Consider the following 15,141-nt stretch of genomic DNA (forward strand, 5'->3'; position numbering starts at 1 on the left):
TTGGCAGCGCTGCATGCTGGTCAAGCTTCACTCCAAGAGGTGATTCGGGGTCGCCAGGTCGGACAGTGGGAGTTGACGGAACCACTGGGCCGTGGCGGTCAGGGCACAACGTGGCGCGCCATCTGGAAGAAGGATGGTCAGTCGTTCACACGCGTGGCGGTCGCCGGTGGCCAACTCGAACGCGCCGTCGTCAAGCTGATGCTTCCCCCAGCGCCGGAAGAGGTTCCTATCCCGGCCCAACGCTTCGACGAGTGGCTCGAGCACGAAGCCAATGAGTTCCTCAATGAAGCGATGACTCTCAGCAAGATCGACAGCCCCTACATTCCGAAGGTCTATCAGGCAGCTCGCCAGTCCACACAGGCGGGCTGGAAGGTCCCTTGGTTCGCGACCGAGCTCATCAGCGGTCGGAGTCTTGGCGAGCAAGTCGGATCGCAGGGCCCGCTTGACCAGAACCAGTTGCTAGACCTCGCCCACGACATCCTCGCCGCCTTGAGTGCGATTCATGGTGTCGGGCTGGTGCACCTCGACCTGAAGCCGGACAACGTCATGCTGGAACCCGGCAAAGCGCGCCTTATAGATTTCGGTCTCGTCTCGCGCGCGAATGTAAGAGGCCGCTTCGGGGGAACGCCCGGGTTCTTCGCGCCCGAACAGCTCGACGATGTGATCGAAGAACGAGACTTTGCTCCTGCGGCCGACATCTTCAAGCTTGGAGTGACTCTCGCGATTGCCGCGGGTGTGCGCTTACGGGATTTGTGGGCTGTAGACCCGTACGGGGATGACGACGTGGTTCGTCGCGCGATGAAGGAACGTCCCCGATTGGGAGACCTCAAGCCTGTTGTTCGGCAGGTGATCGAACCGATGCTGGAGTTCAGCCCCGAGCGTCGTCCATCCGCCGACGCTTCACTGCAGCGCGTACGCGGACTTCTGCCGGTCGGTAACGCTAAAGGGAGCCGTCAGGACGCTGTTCCCCCCGCTCGAGGACCTGCGCCTCCGCAGAATCGGGTTGCCCCCGCTCGCGCCAACCCGGCGGCAGCAGCGCCAGCCGCGAAGCCTGTACGGGGTCAGGCCAATGTCGGGGCAAAGGTCGTCGTTGTTGACCGCCTGGGACTTGACTGGACGGGCGTTGTCGTCGGACTTGATGAGAAGCGACCGGGCCATGTTCTGATCCGCCACGAGGCGACGCGGGGCAATGACAACGTGCGTTCCTATCCGCTTTCTCAGGTCGTCCGCGGCAGGCCTCTGGCGTGACCGCTCGGTGTTCAGCAACGCACGAGACCTGAAAGGCAAGCCCAATGCATGAGATCATCTGCCCGAACTGCGGCAAGGCCTTCACGATCGATGAGGCCGGATACGCCGACATCCTGAAGCAGGTGCGCGACGGCGACTTCGAGAAGCAGTTGCACGAGCGGCTCGAGCTCGCCGAGCGCGACAAGAAGGGCCACGTCCCGCTGAGTGGTGGTCTTTCGTTTCCACGCGATGATCAGCTGGCTGCAGTCTAGGCGGCCGTGATCTCGGGCAGCATCACCGCGTCCTCGACCGAGCTGGTGGCGGTGAGTTCGGCCATGGACGCTTCGGAAAAGTAACGGCGGTCGCCAGCTTCCCATTCGTCGTGCTGCTCGATCAAAACGGCGCCGGTCAGGCGCAGCAGGCTGGCAGTGTTCGGGAACACTCCGACGACGTCGGTGCGACGTTTGATCTCACGGTTCAGCCGTTCCAGCGGATTCGTCGACCAGATCTGCCGCCAATGCCGGGCGGGGAAGTGCTTGAACGCCAGCACGTCGGCTCGGGCATCGTGGAGCATCTGGGCAGCCTTGGGGTGAACGCGGTCGATCATGCGAGCAACCTCCTCGAACTGCGCGTCAATATGCTCAGCGTCGGGTTGGGCGAAGATCGTGCGGATGATCGAGGCCACCATCTCCTGCCGACCCTTAGGCAGGACGGTGAGCACGTTGCGCATGAAATGCACGCGGCACCGCTGCCAGGCCGCTCCCTGCACCACCACCGCGATAGCTGCTTTCAAACCCGCGTGCGCGTCGGAGATCACCAGCTTCACCCCGGAAAGCCCTCGAGCTTTCAACGATCGCAGGAACGCTTTCCAGAACTCCTCCGTTTCGCTGTCGCCCACGTCAAAGCCGAGCACCTGACGGTGCCCGTCAGCGGTGATCCCGATCGCGACCACAACCGCTTGAGACACCACCCGCCCGTCGATGCGAACCTTGCAATAGGTGGCGTCCAAGAAGACGTAGGGGTAGGCGATCTGAGACAGGGATCGGTCGCGGAATGCCGCAACCGTCGCGTCCAGGCCGGCGCAGATGCGAGACACCTCGGACTTCGAGATGCCCGTGTCGGCGCCGAGCGCCTTGACCAGATCGTCAACCTTGCGGGTGGAGACGCCGTGCAGGTAGGCCTCCATCACCACGGCGAACAGCGCCTGATCGACCCGGCGGCGCCGCTCCAACAACGACGGAAAGAAACTGTCGGCCCGCAGCTTCGGGATCCGCAACTCCAGATCTCCCGCAGTGGTCGACAGGGTGCGCAACCTCGCCCCGTTGCGAGTCGCAACGCGCTCGGCGGTGCGCTCGTAGGGTCCGGCGCCGATCACCGACGCGGCTTCGGCGTCGATCAGTTCTTGGTAGAGCCGTTCGGTCATCTGACGGATGCGGTCGGTGGTGTCGGTGAGTTTCAGCTCGGCGAGCAGCTGAAGCAGGGCAGACTGATTGAGGGCCATCGTGCGATCTCCTGTCGTGAGTAACTTGGTCGTTCTCACTGACCATCGCACGGTGGCCCCTCACGTCAACGACACGACGCTCAGGACCGGAAAGTCCACCACCCCACGGGACTCAGGCACAAGAAGAACGAGCTGAAGCTCGCGCAGGCACACGCAGAGGCCGAGCGGGCGAAGCTGCTCAGCGAGCTCGAGCAGGCGAAGGCCGAGACGACATCCGCCGTTGAGTTGGCTGAGGCCAAGCTGGCGGCGAAGCTGCAGGACCAGCTGGCCGAGAAGGCGGCGGAGGTCGAGAAGCTGAAGGCGAGCATCCAGGCGTCAGAGCAGTTGAAGCAGTTGGCCGTGATCGAAGCGACCACGCGCGTTGAGAAGGAGCGCGACCGGCTCAAGGCCGACCTCGAGCTGGCCGAAGCGCAGAAGGCGCTCGGCGAGAAGGCGCTGCAGGAGAAGTACGAGCAGCAGATCAAAGACCGCGACGACGCCATCGAGCGGCTGCGCGACATGAAGGCGAAGCTGTCGACCAAGATGGGTGGGGCGGGCCAGCGCGCACGGGCAGCAAGGGCGACTACATCTTCCGCGACTACGCCGGCACGGTGTCGGGCGACGGTGCTTCGGCGGATGGCGGGGCCGGCACCGAGATCGTGTCGATCATGTTCGAGATGAAGAACGAGAGCGACGCGACCGCGACCAAGAAGAAGAACGAGGACTTCTTCAAAGAGCTCGATAAGGACCGCACCGAGAAGGGCTGCGAGTACGCGGTGCTCGTGTCGCTGCTCGAGCCCGACAACGAGCTCTACAACACCGGAATCGTCGACGTCTCGCACCGCTACTCGAAGATGTACGTGGTGCGGCCGCAGTTCTTCTTGTCCGTCTATCACCGTGCTGCGCAACGCCGCCCTCGGATCGCTGCAGTACAAGCGCGAGCTCGAACTGGTGAAGGCGCAGAACGTCGACATCACCAACTTCGAGAACGAGCTCGAGAGCTTCAAGAGCGGGTTCTCGCGCAACTACGATCTCGCCTCGCGCAAGTTCCAGGAGGCGATCTCAGAGATCGACAAGGTGATCGACCGCTTGCAGAAGGTCAAGGATGCCCTGCTCGGGTCGGAGCGCAACCTGCGGTTGGCCAACGACAAGGCGCAGGACGTGACGATCAAGAAGCTGACGCGCGGGAACCCGACGATGGCGCAGAAGTTCGCGGAGTTGGGGGAGGGTGGCGGGGAGTAGGCCGGCTAGGCAGACAGCGGTCGCACGCCGATGAACGCCGCCAGGTCGGTCGCATCTCGATGCACGTCGTACTCGCGGAGCAGAGAGATGTACCGCGTCTTGTCGAGTGACCAGTCGTAGAGCTCGGGCTCGTCAAGCTCTTGAGCGGCCACGAAGACGAGATCGGCGAGCAAGCGTGTCGTGCGGCCGTTGCCATCGGCGAATGGGTGGATTCGCACCGTTTCAGCATGCACCGCGACACCCAGTTGCCGGGGGGTCAAGTCGCTCGTCATCGTGCGTCGGTAGTTGAGCGTGTCGAGCGATGTTCTGAGCTCTACGGCGACGAGCTCGGGTGCGACGCCGAGTGTTAGTTCGCGCACGCGCAGTTTGCCGCCCCACGACCAGATGTCGGCATAGAGCCGTCGATGAAGCTCTCGAATGAAGTGATCGTTGAGGAGTTCATCGAGCCCGATCTCGCGGGCCAAGACGCGGTTGAGAAGGTCTGCTGCGACCTCATCTTGAACGGCTTGTTCGAGGTCGAAGATTGCCGCTTTGGTGACGTCTACGCCGAGGGCTTCGCGAATCGACGGCAACAATGCATCGAACTCATCGCCGTCGAGCGGCGTCTCGCCGTACCCAGGCGAGAGCGCCATCAGCGCCCGTTGCGTCGCTCGGCCAGGAACTTCTCGGCCGCAGCAGACCGAACGAATCCAGCAGGAACTTCGCGGCGCTCAAGCCGCGCAGAGTCAGCGGTAGAGCGCGACACGGCACGCTTGACGACTTCTGCGTCGACTTTGCGCTGCTCCATGAGTTCGCTCCCTTCCTCGCTCTCATGGTACCGCCCGAGCGTCTGAAGCTCAGGGTCATGGGCTACACCGCTTTCAGGGCCTTGACCACGCTCGGTAGCGTGAGACCGACGAGAGAGAGCAACGCCATGCGCAGACAAGCAGCCTTGCGACTGCACCCGGCATTGACCGCGATGCTGAACGGGCTCGGCGACACCGAGTTCGGCGACGAGTTTCGACAGAATGCCGTGACCCTGTCGACCCAGCTGATCACGCAGCCGCGCCCCGACCCTGGGCAGGCACTCGTGCCACACCGGTGGATGCTCGAGCGGGCATCCGGCGATGGCCTGCCGTTGACCGCCGCGGGGTACCTGAAGCCCGTCGATGCACGCGAGCTCGCCGAGCTCTTGCCGGAGATGCGCGACTACCCCTGGGCGGGCACCCGCGAGATCGACGCCCACCCGGTGCTGGCCTTTCGGGAGTACCTGCGCGACATCAAACTGGTGCGGCGGTACAAGGGCACCTTGCGCCTCACGCCGCTCGGTCGGGAGTGCCTGGCCGACCCGGAGCGACTGTGGCGGCACTGTGCCGACACCCTGATCGGTGACCCGGCCATCTTCGGCGGGCATTGCTCCGTGACGCTTGCCGTCTACGCGGCCACCGCCGACCGAACAATTCGTCCGCAACGCATCGCGCGCGTGTTGAGCGCGCACGGGTGGCGACACAGTGGCGGTGAGCCGCTCGGAGACCGCGACGTGTATCCGGTGTGGAACGAGCTCTGGGCCAGGTTGTCGGCCGTTGGCACGCCCGACCCAGAGGCAGGGCGCGGCGAGTTTCTTCCGCGCATCCCGAGCGCGGCGGCGCGGGCGCTGATCAGAGACGCGCTGTTCGAGGTCGTACCCGACCCCGATGTTGACCCCGACGAGGCGGAGGCGGGGGCCGCGTTTCGTCGGGGCGCCTACCGGCCAATTCGGTAGCCGCTCTGCGACTGACGCTTGACGAGATCGCTGCGCTCGACGCCCGGGCTGATCGCGAGGGCAAGACGCGGTCTGAGATCATCCGCGAGGCGCTGAGTTGCTGAGCCACTCCGCGAGGCCCTGCTTCTGCGCCTTCAGGTTCTGACCGGGAACATTGAGCGTCCAGCCGAGCGCGCGGCGTCCGCCGACCGTGCCGGTGAGCAGCGTGGTGCGCGTCGTGCCGCCCAGCACGCGCTTCTCCTCGTGCTCGACCTCGAACATCCCGAATCGGCGGAAGGTCTCGACCACGGTCCTGCCGTTCAGCACGATCAGGTCGTAGCCGCCTTGCGCAATGAGCGCGCGGAGGAAGGGCAGGTCGTCGTCGACGAGGCGGTCCTGCACGGCCGGGCTCGCGATGCGCGACCACACCGGGTCGGTCGCCCACTGCACGAGATCGAGGTGCACCGCCGTGCGGCTCTTGTACGAGACGCCGAGCGGGTCCATCACGTAGGTCTGCATCGGCGAGAACCACGACCAGTAGGGGTTGACGTCGAAGTAGCGGTCGCAGCTCTCGGCGACACGGAGCGCCTGCTCCTCGGTCAGCACATCGTGCTCGCCGAGACCGAGAGTCTCGAGGTCGACGAAGCGCTTCTTGGCGGGCTCGAGAAGCGGCTTGCCCTTCTTGCTCGAGCAGAACTCGCTCACGCTCGGGTTGATGCCGACGCTTGCGACGCGGGCCGAGCGCGGGTCGCCGAAGCTCGTCACCGGCGCGGAGCCCCGCACGATCGACAGCCCGTCGGGGCGGGGGCGGCGGATGCGGTCGATGAGCAGCTGGTCGTCGATCACGGGGTGGTCCTTCCGGGGTGGTGGTGGGCGTGCAGGGGCTCGTGTCGGAGCGTGGTGAGACAGTATCAGATGACTAATCGCTGTTTCGCGCTAACCATGTGCTACAGTCTATTTGAGCGAAAGTGCGACAAGTCGGAACCCACCGCCCCACACCTCGTTCGGCATCCCCAGGAGGCCCCCATGCACACCACGATCCCCGCCCTCCACGTCGGCCAGGGCACCCACCAGGCCGGCCTCACCGTCTTCCCGGTCTGGGTCGACGCCCCGCGCATCGGCATGCTCGACTGGGCTCCCGCCTCCCTGCGCATCTCCGAGCGCGCCGAGGGAGCGGCTGTCGACACCCTCGAGGCCGAGAACCTCGCCGACCGCTCACTCGTCGCCCTCGAGGGCGACTTGCTCGAGGGTGGCTGGCAGAACCGCATGCTCGCTCGCAGCCTCGTGCTCGCCCCGCGCGAGCGCCGCCCGCTGCCTGCCCTGTGCGTCGAGCAGGGCCGCTGGGGCGGGGGTGCCGATCACAGCGCCGGCGGCCGCCGCGCCTCGCTCGTCGTGCGCTAAGGCGACGAGGCCGCCCAGCACCGCATCTCGGACGAGTTTCAGCGGCACGATCGGCAGTCGCGAGTCTGGCGCCGCATCGACGCGATCGAGCAGCGCCTCGGCCGCAGCGAGACGCGCTCGTTCACGCACCAGCTCGATCGGCAGAGCATCCGTGTGCCCCGCATGATCGAGGGCCAGCGCGGCGTCATCATCGGCATCGGCGGGCGCATCATGGGCCTCGAGCTGTTCTGCTCGGGCTCGGGGCTGCGCTCGCGCTACGCCGGCATCGTGCAGTCAGCGGCGGTGGATGCTCGCCTCGTCGACCCCGTCGCCACCAGCGCCGAGCGGGCTCGCGCCTTCGCCCGCGCCCTGCAGGGCCGACCGCTGCTCGGGGGCACTATCGGCGACCCCGAGGATGCTGGGCCGCGCTGGTTCTCGCTGCGGCGAGACGACGACCGCGTTGCGGTCACGGGTCTCGGCTCGCGCATCGCGGGTTTGCACCGCATCGGCGCGGTTGTTCACCTCACCGCCCTCGACCGCGCGCACCCCCTGCTCGCCGGCGTCTGAGCCGGGACGGAGCTTCTTCAGGCTGATGTGTCGTCGATGTCACATGACAAGAGCGACACATCACCCGTCGTGCGCGGGCCGCTCCATGCCGACCGAGCGACGCCGCCAATGTCAGCCCTCACCACTACCGTTCGAAGACCCCAAGGAGACCGCATGACCCCTTCCACGTCCCCGACCGCAGCGCAGGCCGCCCAGCCTCTCTCGACCGACCGCGCCGCCGGCGTGCTGCTCGGCCTCGCCGCCGGCGATGCCCTCGGCGCCGGCTACGAGTTCGGCGACCCGCTGCCTGACGACGCGCCGGTCGCCATGATCGGCGGCGGCGGCTTCGGCTGGGCGCCGGGGGAGTGGACCGACGACACCGCCATGGCCGTGTCCATCGCCCAGGCCGCCGCCCGCGGCGCCGACCTGCGCGACGAGGCCGTGCTCGACGAGATCGTCGCCGCCTGGATCGTGTGGGCGCGCGACGCCGCCGACGTCGGCGTGCAGACCCGCGCCGTGCTCGCCGAGGCCGAGCGGAACGGCGGCTCCGCGGCTGCCGCGCGCGCCGCCGCGCAGGCCCTGCACGAGCGCACCGGCAAGTCGGCGGGCAACGGATCGCTCATGCGCACCGCGCCCGTCGCCCTGGCATACCTGCACGACGAAGCGGCCGCCGCCGAAGCCGCTCGCGCCCTCAGCTCGCTCACCCACTGGGACGACGACGCCGGCGACGCGTGCGTGCTCTGGACCCTCGCGATCCGCCACGCGGTTCTCACCGGCGACCTGGATGCTCGCACCGGCCTGCCCGCCCTCCCCGCCGCGCGGCGCGCCCGCTGGGCCGCGCTGCTCGACGACGCCGAGCAGCGCCAGCCGCGCGACTTCGCGCGCAACGGCTGGGTGGTCGAAGCGCTGCAAGGGGCGTGGTCGAGCATCCACGGGGCGGTTGCCGCCCACGGTGCCGGAGGCGGGGCGGCCCTCGTCGACGCGCTCGAGCGCGCCGTGCGCGGCGGCCGCGACACCGACACGGTCGCCGCCATCGCCGCCGTGCTGCTCGGTGCCGCGTTCGGCGCCAGCGCGGTGCCCAGCGCCTGGCGTCGGGTGCTGCACGGCCACCCCGGACTGCGCGCCCACGACCTCGTCGCTCTGGGTGCGCTGGCCGTGCGCGGCGGCGAGCCCGACGATACGGGCTGGCCGACCGGCCCCCGCATGGACTACCTCGGCTGGTATCCGGAGCGATCGCTCACCCCGCACCCGCACGACCCCGGTGTGCTGCTCGGCTCGATCGTCGACCTCGAGGAGTCGCCCGCCGACGCGGTCGTCTCGTTGTGCCGCATCGGCACCGAGCAGCGACGGGTCACGACGTCACGAGCCGCCGACCACGTCGAGGTGTGGCTCATCGACAAGGACGAGCCCGAGGCGAACCCGAACCTCGACCTCGTGCTGCGCGACACCGTCGACGCGATCGCCGCCCTGCGGGCCGAGGGCAAGACCGTGCTGCTGCACTGCGTCGCCGCCCAGAGCCGCACCCCCTCCGTCGCCGCGCTCTACGCGGCCCTCCACCGCGGCGTTCCGATCGAGCAGGCGCTCGCCGACGTCGTGGCGGCGCTCCCCGCCGCGTCGCCGAAGCGCTTCCTGCGCGAAGCCCTCACCCGCATCACCGAACAGGCCGCACGCGCGACCCCCGACCCGGCGAACACCGACGACACGACCACCGACGACACGACCACCGACGACACGGAGGCATCATGACCGACCCCACGTACACCGCCCTGCTGCTCATCATCGACCGCAGCGGCTCAATGCAGGCGATCCGTGACGACATGGTCGGCGGGCTCGAGAGCCTGCTCGCCCAGCAGGCCGCCCTGCCCGGACGTCTGACCGTCGACATCGTCGCGTTCGACGACGAGGTCGAGCACCAGGCGACCTTCGCCGACCCCGCTTCGGTGCGCGTGCAGCTCGAGCCCCGCGGCATGACCGCCCTGCTGGATGCTCTCGGCGACTCGCTCGAAGGCTTCCGCTCGGCGCTCTCGGCCATGCCCGCGCACGCCCAGCCCGCGACCGTGCAGGTCGTCGTCGTCACCGACGGCCACGAGAACGCCAGCAAGCGATGGACGGGGCAGCGCGTCAACCAGCTCATCACCGGGCTCGCCGACGAGCTCGGCTGGAACTTCGTCTACCTCGGTGCGGGGCAGGACGCGATCGCCGTCGGCCGCGACCTCGGCTTCGACCCTGGCAGCTCGATGGCCTGGGATGTCGACGCCGACGCCGTGCACGCCAGCAGCCTCTCCGTCGGCCGCTACCTCCGCGACGTGCGACGCGGCGAGAAGAAGGAGTTCGACCGCAGCGAGCGCGTCATGGCCGCACCGAGTCGCGGTGCCGCGGATGCCGACAGGGTCAGCGCCGAGAAATCGGGCGGGCAGAAGCCCGGCTCCGAGCCCGGGGCCTAGAAGCGCACCATCGAGAGCTCGCGGCCGCCCGGGCCGTGCATCGAGATCGACTGCAGCTGCGCATCCGGCCCGATGCGGTTCTCGGGGCGCTCGTACGTCGTGACGAGACCGCGGTAGGTCCACAGCGCCGACTGCTCGTCGGCGAGCACCCGCGCCACGACGCCGCTGGGGCCGCGGTCGAGTCGGATGGTGTGGCGGGCATCCGAGGGGATCTTCTCGAGGGGCATCCAGCCGTCGCGCGACTTGCGCTGCGCCGACGTCGTGAGCAGGCGGTCGGCGGGAACCTCGTCGCTGCGCGAGCGTGATGTGCGCCGGGCACCGGTGCGCACGGCCTCCTCGTGCTTCGCGCGCCGCGCGGCGACCTCGGCGGCAGTCGGCTTGCGGAACAGTCGCGATGGCTTGCCGACCGTGCCCGAGGTGTACTCGCCGGTCTCGACGAGCAGGGGCTCCATCATGCGGCGGAAGGTGTCGCGCTGCGGGGTCGACGGGTCGACGGCGGTGTGCAGCAGCAGCAGCTCGCGCAGTGTGAAGGCGGGCGGCATGAGGTTCCAGGGGTCGGGCATCGTCGCGTAGTCGGTGCGGATGCGCTCCACCGCGATCGCCAGGATGCGCGCGTGGTCGAAGTCGAGCGGGTCGGCGAGGTCGATCGGCACGCCCGCCTCGTCGGGCAGGCGATCGGCGGGGAGGGCCATCGCGTGGGCCACCGAGAGCACCCAGCCGCGGTCATCGCGGTGCGGCTCGTCGAACACCTGCAGCTGCCGCGGCTCGCCGCCGCCGATGCCGGCCTTCGCGGCGAGCGAGCGCCGCACCGCGTCGACCAGGCGCTCGCCCTCGTGCAGGAACGTTCCCGGCAGGCGGCGCCGGCCGTCGCGGCCCTCGACGAGCACGACGCACAGCTCGTCGCCGCGCACCGTGAACACGGCCGTGTCGACGGCGACAGAGGGGCGCGGGTAGTCGGTCAGCGGGCGCGAGGGCTGAGCATCCATGCGTCATATTCTCGCACGATCGCGCTAATGCCGCGCGCCCGGAGGCCCGCCTAGAACGACCGCCCCATCGCCCGCAGCCGCTCGACCCGCTCGGCGACGGGCGGGTGCGTGCCGAGCAACCGCTCGAGCCACGAGGCGCCGGCGCCGTCGTGGATGAACAGCGCCTGCACCTCTCCGGTCGCGGTCGAGGGGCCCGCGGGGTGGGCGGCGAGCTTCTCGAGCGCGCGCACGAGGCCGTCGGGAAAACGGGTGAGCTCGACGCCGCTCGCGTCGGCGAGAAACTCGCGGCGGCGCGAGACGGCCGCGCTGATCACCGGGCCGAGCACCGTCGCCACGAGCCAGAAGATGCCGCCCAGGAGGAGCAGGCCGATGCCGAGCATCCCGATCAGAAGGCCGATGCCGTTGCGCAGACCGCTCGGCGTCACCTGCAGCATCGCCCAGCCGAGGCCGAGCAGCCCGGCGGCGACCGCCGCGATCGAGCCGACGAGGGCGAAGGTCGTGAGGGTCACGCGGCCGTCCTGGTTGACGATATGCGCCACCTCGTGGGCGATCACCGCCTCGAGCTCGGTGTCGTCGAGCAGGTCGAGCGCGCCGCGCGTCACGCCGATGACGGCCTTCTCCGGGCGCAGCGAGGCCGCGAAGGCGTTCGGCGCGGCATCCTCGATGACGCCGACCTGCGGCAGGGGAATGCCCGCACGAATGGCCGTGGTCTCGACGATGCGGTGCAGCCGCGGCTCCGCATCCGGGCCCACCGCGACCCAGCCGGCCGCCTTCGCCGCGTGCTCGGTCGCGTGGCTCAGCTGCCACCACACGTAGAGCGGGCAGAACAGACTGAGCAGCACGAGCGGCCAGAACGACTCGAACACCCACGACGTGAACAGTCCGAGCCCCAGCACGGCCAGGCAGAAGATCGCGATCAGCAGGATGCTGAACCGCCTGTTGCGCGCGATCTGCCGGTACATGCGGCGAATCTACCGGGTAGTGCCGACCAAGGCTCACCATCGGTACAGTCGACGTACCCGACGAAAGCGAGCATTCGTGGTCTCCCTGCGCACCCTTCTCATCGCCTGCCTCATCACTGCCCTCGTCGGTGCCGGGGGTGGGATGCTCGGGGCGAGCCTGCTGGGCGCGGCGAGCGGCCCGGCCGGAGCCCAGGGGCCCGCGGGCGAACCGGGCGCTGATGGCGCTGACGGAGCTTCGGGCCTGGACGGTTCGGACGGAGTAGACGGCGTCGACGGAGCACCGGGTGCGGCGGGGCGCGATGGCGCTGCGGGGCCGAGCGGGCCGGCGGGCGCGCGCGGCGCGACCGGGGCACCGGGCGCGACGGGGCCGGCAGGCACGGCAGGCGTGCCCGGTCAGACCGGCGCGGCGGGGCTGCAGGGTGAGGTCGGACCGCAGGGGGAGACCGGACCGCAGGGCCCGGCCGGGGTCGTCGACTACGGCTACTTCACCGTCTCCAGTCAGTTCGTGCCGCCCAACACCGGCATTGCTCTCCCGATCGCGCAGACGTCGGGTGCTCTCGACAGCGGTCTGACGGTCAACCAGTTCGGCAGCGGCACACTCAATCTCGACCCCGGGGTTTACCGATTCTCCTCGCTCGTGCGGTACCTGTCAGTGGACAATGCCTCTCCTGTGGCGCTCCGACTGACGACCTTCTACCAGGGTGCCTCGGGTATTCCGGCGGAACCCCTCGACAACATCTCTCTGTCGCAGTTCACGCCTTCTGCGGCCAATGTCTTCCAGTACGCCTCGACTGACCTCACGATTCAGCTCGAGTACTCGACGAGCGTGCGGCTGGAGTTCATCGCGCTCGGCTCTGTCGGTGGAGTCCAGGTGAGCCGGGGCTGGCTGATGGTCGAGCGTCTGGGGTAACCACACCTCCTGCACACCGGCGCTGGCAGCATCGCTTCGCTCGCAAACCCAGCGCTCTTGGGCTGGCGGCGCCACGTGCGGGCAATCTCGCCCGCATGACAGGAACCTTCCGCAGCTACCGACCTGCCCCGCTCGCCGACGTCGGCCACCGCTCTGGCCACCGCGTAGGCCACCGCGCCGGCCGCACGCGCGTGATCACGCCCGAGCATCCGCTGACCGAGGCCGAGCTGGAGTCGCCCGAGGCGCAGCTGGCCTACGCGCTCGGCCCGGCGCTGCGCTGGCAGCTCTGGCTGTTTCTGCCGCCCACCGACGACGGCTTCACCGGCCTGGCGATGCCGTGCGACGACCTGCCGCTGCGCTGCCCGCCCGACGCCGGCGCGATTCTCGTGCCGCTGCTGCATGGCCTGCACGAGGCCGGAGCCCGCACACTCATCGTCGGCCTCGAACGCACGGGCGGCCCCGACCCGACCCGCGTCGATCGTGAGTGGATGCTCGCCCTCAGCACCGCCGCCCACGAGGCCGACCTCACCCTGCGTTCGGTGCTCATCAGCCACACGCGCGGCGTGCGCGAGCATCCCGCCCCCAGCCCGGCGCTGCCGCTCGAGCTGTGACCAGTTCGCCGGTGACATGTCGTGGTTAGTCCACTATGGTTAGTTCACATGGGAGAGCAGGTGAACGTGCACGAAGCGAAGACGCGGCTCTCGGAGCTGCTTGCGCGGGTCGAGCGCGGTGAGGAGATCGTCATCGCGCGCGGCGGGGCGCCCGTCGCGCGGCTGACGGCGGTGTCTGCGGTGCCCGAGCGCGAGCTTGGCTTCCTCCCGGGGCTCGACACGCCGTCGTCGTTCTTCGATCCGCTGCCGGAGGGCGAACTCATGGCCTGGGATGGCCTAGCGGGCGATGCCCCGTGACGCTGCTGCTCGACACACATGTGCTGCTCTGGGCGCTCGGTGCTCCGCGTCGGTTGCCCGAGCCGGTGCGCTCTGCCCTCGCAGACCGTCGTACGCCCCTGCTCGTCTCGGCGGCGAGCGCCTTCGAGATCGCGACCAAGCACCGGCTCGGGCGATTACCCGAGGCCTCGGCGCTCATACACCACTTCGACCAGCAGGTCGAGCGACTCGGGGCCGATCCGCTGCCGATCAGTGCGCAGCATGCTATTGCGGCGGGCTCGCTCGACTGGGCGCATCGCGATCCCTTCGACCGCATGTTGGCGGCACAGGCGATGAGCGACGGCCTTGAGCTCGTGACTGCTGATCCGGCGTTCTCGGGGGTCGCCGGGCTGTCGACGCGATGGGGCTGACGTCGTGGGCTCTGGTGTCGGAGCTCCCGGTCATGCTGGAGCCATGAGCCGCCGAGAAGCCCCCACGATCGAGTCTCGTCTCGCGCTCGACGTCCGCCCGGTTGCCGAGCCTTTCCCGTACCGCTACCGCATGAGTGGCACCCCGACTCGGCCGCTGCCGTCGTGGGAGGCGCTGCACGACCTCCTGCACCTTCTCGGCCTCGAGCGCACCTACTACTTCCTCATCATCGACCGGTCTGACGGGTGCGAGCGGTGGGCCCAGGTGATCGGGCATCCCGAGCAGATGGCGGTCGAGCTCGGCCTGCCCGACGCGCCGATGCGGGTCTATCGCACGGAGGGCGACCAGAGCCACTCCACGATCACCTCCGCCCTCGGCTACCTCGTCGACGCGCGCCGCTCTGATCTCTTCACGGCGGCCGAGGCGCACGCGCTCATCCGCTCGTGGCTCGAGCGCGGCCTGCTCGGCCTCGACGGCACGGCCCTGCGCACCCCCGACGACTGGGATTAGCCGCCCGCGTCAGCGCGCGACCGCGAGAGCTCGAGCGGCGGCCGCCACCCGAGCTCGCATCCGCGGCTGCTAGTCGTCGAGAACGAAGGTGACTTCCATCGTCACCTGGTAGGCCGTGACCTGGCCGTTCTCGATCGCGATCTTCTGTTCCTTGATCCACGCCCCGCTCACGCCACGCAACGTGCTGTTGGCGCGGTTGATGCCGACGTGCACGGCATCCTCGAAGCTCTTCTCCGAACGGGCGGTGATCGTGGTGATGCGGGCGACGCTCGACATGGTGGTCTCCTTCGGGGTGCGCGGTCGATCGTGGCGGCCAGTCAACTCCCTCCGGCGGCTGGTGTCGAGAGGCGGGGTGCGCAACCGGACGGCCTCCGGGCCACGCGGCGCGGGTTCACCGCAACACGACTCGCGAATCCACGGAATGCTCTCGCCTGATCGT

The 15,141-nt window shown here is 68.9% G+C and carries 19 protein-coding genes and 2 pseudogenes; 15 read left to right on the forward strand and 6 right to left on the reverse strand.

Features of this window, described 5'->3' with window-relative positions; all coding sequences use genetic code 11:
* Both BJ959_RS12240 and BJ959_RS12245 read left to right on the forward strand, forming a co-directional pair.
* Positions 1-1,248: a serine/threonine-protein kinase gene (locus tag BJ959_RS12240; RefSeq protein WP_165879071.1), complete on the forward strand. Its 1,248-nt coding sequence runs from the start codon at positions 1-3 to the stop codon at positions 1,246-1,248.
* A gap of 44 nt (positions 1,249-1,292) precedes the next feature.
* Positions 1,293-1,499 (forward strand): hypothetical protein, encoded by a 207-nt coding sequence (locus BJ959_RS12245; RefSeq protein WP_243739089.1) that lies wholly within the window; start codon positions 1,293-1,295, stop codon positions 1,497-1,499.
* Here BJ959_RS12245 and BJ959_RS12250 read toward each other — a convergent pair.
* Entirely contained in the window at positions 1,496-2,728 is a 1,233-nt protein-coding gene (locus BJ959_RS12250; protein WP_183321997.1) for an IS256 family transposase, read from the reverse strand. The genes BJ959_RS12245 and BJ959_RS12250 overlap by 4 nt on opposite strands.
* Positions 2,729-2,953: 225 nt before the next feature.
* Here BJ959_RS12250 and BJ959_RS12755 point away from each other — a divergent pair, with 225 nt between their 5' ends.
* The 3 genes and pseudogenes from BJ959_RS12755 (at position 2,954) to BJ959_RS12910 (ending at position 3,949) form a co-directional block, all read left to right on the forward strand.
* Positions 2,954-3,388, forward strand: a complete 435-nt coding sequence (locus tag BJ959_RS12755) for a hypothetical protein (RefSeq protein ID WP_243738952.1) — start codon at positions 2,954-2,956, stop codon at positions 3,386-3,388.
* Positions 3,319-3,525, forward strand: a pseudogene (locus BJ959_RS12905) (DUF2130 domain-containing protein); the annotation flags it as partial. The gene BJ959_RS12755 and the pseudogene BJ959_RS12905, both read left to right, overlap by 70 nt.
* A gap of 73 nt (positions 3,526-3,598) precedes the next feature.
* Entirely contained in the window at positions 3,599-3,949 is a 351-nt protein-coding gene (locus BJ959_RS12910) for a DUF2130 domain-containing protein (RefSeq protein WP_341799969.1), read from the forward strand.
* Between the two features lie 5 nt (positions 3,950-3,954).
* On the opposite strand, the gene BJ959_RS12260 is transcribed toward BJ959_RS12910, so the two are convergent.
* Positions 3,955-4,581 (reverse strand): Fic family protein, encoded by a 627-nt coding sequence (locus BJ959_RS12260; protein ID WP_153982374.1) that lies wholly within the window; start codon positions 4,579-4,581, stop codon positions 3,955-3,957.
* 212 nt (positions 4,582-4,793) lie between these two features.
* Here BJ959_RS12260 and BJ959_RS12265 point away from each other — a divergent pair, with 212 nt between their 5' ends.
* A complete protein-coding gene (locus BJ959_RS12265; RefSeq protein WP_153982373.1) occupies positions 4,794-5,690 on the forward strand; it encodes a hypothetical protein in 897 nt (298 codons plus the stop codon).
* A gap of 26 nt (positions 5,691-5,716) precedes the next feature.
* Positions 5,717-5,794: a ribbon-helix-helix protein, CopG family gene (locus BJ959_RS12270; protein WP_343997737.1), complete on the forward strand. Its 78-nt coding sequence runs from the start codon at positions 5,717-5,719 to the stop codon at positions 5,792-5,794.
* Here the strand turns inward: BJ959_RS12270 and BJ959_RS12275 are convergent.
* The gene (locus tag BJ959_RS12275; RefSeq protein ID WP_153982372.1) at positions 5,769-6,515 is read right to left on the reverse strand and encodes a hypothetical protein; all 747 of its coding nucleotides are present in this window, start codon (positions 6,513-6,515) and stop codon (positions 5,769-5,771) included. The genes BJ959_RS12270 and BJ959_RS12275 overlap by 26 nt on opposite strands.
* A gap of 180 nt (positions 6,516-6,695) precedes the next feature.
* Between BJ959_RS12275 and BJ959_RS13055 the strand changes: the two are divergent.
* From BJ959_RS13055 to BJ959_RS12295, 3 genes and pseudogenes are all read left to right on the forward strand, one after another.
* Positions 6,696-7,616: pseudogene (locus BJ959_RS13055) on the forward strand (ARPP-1 family domain-containing protein).
* 153 nt (positions 7,617-7,769) lie between these two features.
* Positions 7,770-9,341: an ADP-ribosylglycohydrolase family protein gene (locus BJ959_RS12290; protein WP_153982369.1), complete on the forward strand. Its 1,572-nt coding sequence runs from the start codon at positions 7,770-7,772 to the stop codon at positions 9,339-9,341.
* Positions 9,338-10,039, forward strand: a complete 702-nt coding sequence (locus BJ959_RS12295) for a vWA domain-containing protein (protein WP_153982368.1) — start codon at positions 9,338-9,340, stop codon at positions 10,037-10,039. Before BJ959_RS12290 ends, BJ959_RS12295 begins: the two co-directional genes overlap by 4 nt.
* Here the strand turns inward: BJ959_RS12295 and BJ959_RS12490 are convergent.
* Both BJ959_RS12490 and BJ959_RS12305 read right to left on the reverse strand, forming a co-directional pair.
* Complete coding sequence (locus BJ959_RS12490; protein ID WP_207949210.1) at positions 10,036-11,025, reverse strand: NUDIX hydrolase; 990 nt, start codon at positions 11,023-11,025, stop codon at positions 10,036-10,038. The two genes, BJ959_RS12295 and BJ959_RS12490, sit on opposite strands and share 4 nt — an antisense overlap.
* A gap of 50 nt (positions 11,026-11,075) precedes the next feature.
* Entirely contained in the window at positions 11,076-11,987 is a 912-nt protein-coding gene (locus tag BJ959_RS12305) for a M48 family metalloprotease (protein ID WP_153982367.1), read from the reverse strand.
* A 76-nt stretch (positions 11,988-12,063) separates the two neighbouring features.
* On the opposite strand from BJ959_RS12305, the gene BJ959_RS12310 reads away from it, so the two are divergent.
* The 5 genes from BJ959_RS12310 (at position 12,064) to BJ959_RS12330 (ending at position 14,702) form a co-directional block, all read left to right on the forward strand.
* Positions 12,064-12,897 (forward strand): collagen-like domain-containing protein, encoded by an 834-nt coding sequence (locus BJ959_RS12310; RefSeq protein ID WP_221234923.1) that lies wholly within the window; start codon positions 12,064-12,066, stop codon positions 12,895-12,897.
* A 95-nt stretch (positions 12,898-12,992) separates the two neighbouring features.
* Positions 12,993-13,508: a hypothetical protein gene (locus BJ959_RS12315; RefSeq protein ID WP_153982365.1), complete on the forward strand. Its 516-nt coding sequence runs from the start codon at positions 12,993-12,995 to the stop codon at positions 13,506-13,508.
* Between the two features lie 48 nt (positions 13,509-13,556).
* Positions 13,557-13,805, forward strand: coding sequence for a type II toxin-antitoxin system Phd/YefM family antitoxin (locus BJ959_RS12320; RefSeq protein ID WP_153982364.1), 249 nt, complete (start codon positions 13,557-13,559; stop codon positions 13,803-13,805).
* Positions 13,802-14,194, forward strand: coding sequence for a PIN domain-containing protein (locus BJ959_RS12325; RefSeq protein WP_153982363.1), 393 nt, complete (start codon positions 13,802-13,804; stop codon positions 14,192-14,194). The genes BJ959_RS12320 and BJ959_RS12325 overlap by 4 nt, the downstream gene beginning before the upstream one ends.
* A gap of 43 nt (positions 14,195-14,237) precedes the next feature.
* Positions 14,238-14,702 (forward strand): hypothetical protein, encoded by a 465-nt coding sequence (locus BJ959_RS12330; RefSeq protein WP_153982362.1) that lies wholly within the window; start codon positions 14,238-14,240, stop codon positions 14,700-14,702.
* Positions 14,703-14,771: 69 nt separating this feature from the next.
* On the opposite strand, the gene BJ959_RS12335 is transcribed toward BJ959_RS12330, so the two are convergent.
* Complete coding sequence (locus BJ959_RS12335; RefSeq protein WP_153982361.1) at positions 14,772-14,978, reverse strand: dodecin family protein; 207 nt, start codon at positions 14,976-14,978, stop codon at positions 14,772-14,774.
* Between the last annotated feature and the right edge of the window lie 163 nt (positions 14,979-15,141).

This window comes from Microcella frigidaquae (assembly GCF_014200395.1).
GTDB lineage: Bacteria > Actinomycetota > Actinomycetes > Actinomycetales > Microbacteriaceae > Microcella > Microcella frigidaquae.

Bases quoted from the DNA above. Each gene is read 5' to 3' on its own strand.
- BJ959_RS12260 (WP_153982374.1), bottom strand. From the start codon at position 4,581: ATGGCGCTCTCGCCTGGGTACGGCGAGACGCCGCTCGACGGCGATGAG.
- BJ959_RS12490 (WP_207949210.1), bottom strand. From the start codon at position 11,025: ATGGATGCTCAGCCCTCGCGCCCGCTGACCGACTACCCGCGCCCCTCT.
- BJ959_RS12320 (WP_153982364.1), top strand. From the start codon at position 13,557: ATGGGAGAGCAGGTGAACGTGCACGAAGCGAAGACGCGGCTCTCGGAG.
- BJ959_RS12245 (WP_243739089.1), top strand. From the start codon at position 1,293: ATGCATGAGATCATCTGCCCGAACTGCGGCAAGGCCTTCACGATCGAT.
- BJ959_RS12315 (WP_153982365.1), top strand. From the start codon at position 12,993: ATGACAGGAACCTTCCGCAGCTACCGACCTGCCCCGCTCGCCGACGTC.
- BJ959_RS12295 (WP_153982368.1), top strand. From the start codon at position 9,338: ATGACCGACCCCACGTACACCGCCCTGCTGCTCATCATCGACCGCAGC.
- BJ959_RS12290 (WP_153982369.1), top strand. From the start codon at position 7,770: ATGACCCCTTCCACGTCCCCGACCGCAGCGCAGGCCGCCCAGCCTCTC.
- BJ959_RS12265 (WP_153982373.1), top strand. From the start codon at position 4,794: ATGGGCTACACCGCTTTCAGGGCCTTGACCACGCTCGGTAGCGTGAGA.
- BJ959_RS12335 (WP_153982361.1), bottom strand. From the start codon at position 14,978: ATGTCGAGCGTCGCCCGCATCACCACGATCACCGCCCGTTCGGAGAAG.
- BJ959_RS12330 (WP_153982362.1), top strand. From the start codon at position 14,238: ATGAGCCGCCGAGAAGCCCCCACGATCGAGTCTCGTCTCGCGCTCGAC.
- BJ959_RS12250 (WP_183321997.1), bottom strand. From the start codon at position 2,728: ATGGCCCTCAATCAGTCTGCCCTGCTTCAGCTGCTCGCCGAGCTGAAA.
- BJ959_RS12305 (WP_153982367.1), bottom strand. From the start codon at position 11,987: ATGTACCGGCAGATCGCGCGCAACAGGCGGTTCAGCATCCTGCTGATC.